This is a genomic window from Pedobacter cryoconitis (genome assembly GCF_014200595.1).
Lineage (GTDB): Bacteria > Bacteroidota > Bacteroidia > Sphingobacteriales > Sphingobacteriaceae > Pedobacter > Pedobacter cryoconitis_C.
Genome location: NZ_JACHCG010000016.1, coordinates 1 through 1,590, shown reverse-complemented (window position 1 = coordinate 1,590; position 1,590 = coordinate 1). Strand labels below are relative to the sequence as shown.

1 protein-coding gene is annotated in these 1,590 nt (G+C 48.2%); it reads right to left on the bottom strand.

Annotated features, from left to right (window positions below; genetic code table 11):
* Positions 1–1,590: hypothetical protein (locus HDE70_RS27100; protein WP_221302135.1), on the bottom strand; the 1,590-nt coding region annotated here is incomplete at both ends.

The following is a 1,590-nucleotide window of genomic DNA, read 5'->3' as shown; positions in this document are numbered from 1 at the left end:
ACACGGATCATTAGCTGGTAACCATTGCTGAGCTTCTTGTATCATGCTTAACCAGGGTACTAAAGGATCATTCGGGGTACGGGTAGTCCCGTCATGTTTGAAACCCTGTAAACGGTTGTACTGGAAGTACCAGCCAGCACTTGCTTCTGAACCGTCATTAGCGGCTGTAGCCTGCCCGTCTGAACCCAGGTTCTGGGCAATCCAGCAGCGTGCTTCTCCGGAATAAGTGGTACTCACTGTTTTATAGTTGACTGTCTTGTCTACCGGTACACCGTTTAGTCCGGCAGTATGTGTAATTGTAAAAGGTAAACAAACTTTAAAGCTCGCGACCAGAGGACTAAAGGCAGTACCTATACTATTGGTTGCAAAAGCGCGTACATAATAAACTGATTTTTCATCCAGCCCTTTCAGCGTGCCGGTGATATCCCCGATTCCTGTGCCCAAAGGAATCACCTGGTCACTCATTCCAGGATTTCCAGTAGTGTTCCAGACCAATCCTCTGCTGGTTACAGCAGCTCCACCGCTATTGGTTACCGTAGCTGTGGCATCAGCTAAAGTAGCTGTAATGGTTTCTGAAGGAATGAGCACATTGCTTACTGAAGGAAGACGTTTCACAACTTCGTCCTGCAAGCAGCGCAGCGGCAATCCAACAGATTTCTCATTATAGGTTGTTCTTGAATTGGTAAAGTAATAACCCTGGCTAACATTAAGGTACATGGTACTGCTCCAGTAATTACTATTCACACCTCTCACATTCAATGCCCCGGTACTAGTCAGGTCTCCTGCACCATGTAATTTTAAGACCGAAGCATAAGCGTCGGCTGCATTCTTCCAGTTTTGAGGAGAAGCGATAGTACTGGCCCATTCTGTATTGGTCGGGATACGCCAGCCGTTGCCCAGTAGTTGCGTACATGGGTCATTGGCTGCTGTCCAGCTCGAAGCATCATTGATCGGGGAAACCCAGGGGGCTACTACCTGGCCCGGTGTACGTGTTGTTCCATCATGCTGATAACCCTGTAAGCGGTTAAACTGCCAGTACCAGCCTGAAGAAGATTCGGTGGCATCGTTAACGGCTGATGCCTGCCTGTCTGCACCCAGGTTCTGGGTAATCCAGCATTTATCGGTACCTGATATTTTAGTACTGACCGATCCATAAATTACAGTTTTGTCTACCGGTGCGCCATTCAGTCCTGCTCTGTGAATGACCGTAAATGGCATACAGATTTTAAAGCTGGTGGCAATTTCACTATAAGCTGTACCTACGCTATTGGTTGCAAAAGCTTTCACATAATAAGTAGGCCCATTTTCCAGACCTGAAATCAGCCCGCTGATCGTTCCTGTACCAGAACCCATCGGCACCACCTGATCTGAAAGCGTCGGGTTACCTGTGGTATTCCACACAAAACCGCGGGCAGTTACGGTTTCACGTCCGTCCGGGTTAATGATCGCAGATCCTTTAGCAGTAGTTTCAGTCATCTCTGTCAATGGCAGGATCACGTTACTGACCGAAGGAATAGTGGAAACCACTTCATTACGCAGACAGCGGACAGGCAACGCAGAAGCCTTATCAACCTCCAGTGTTCTCCAGCC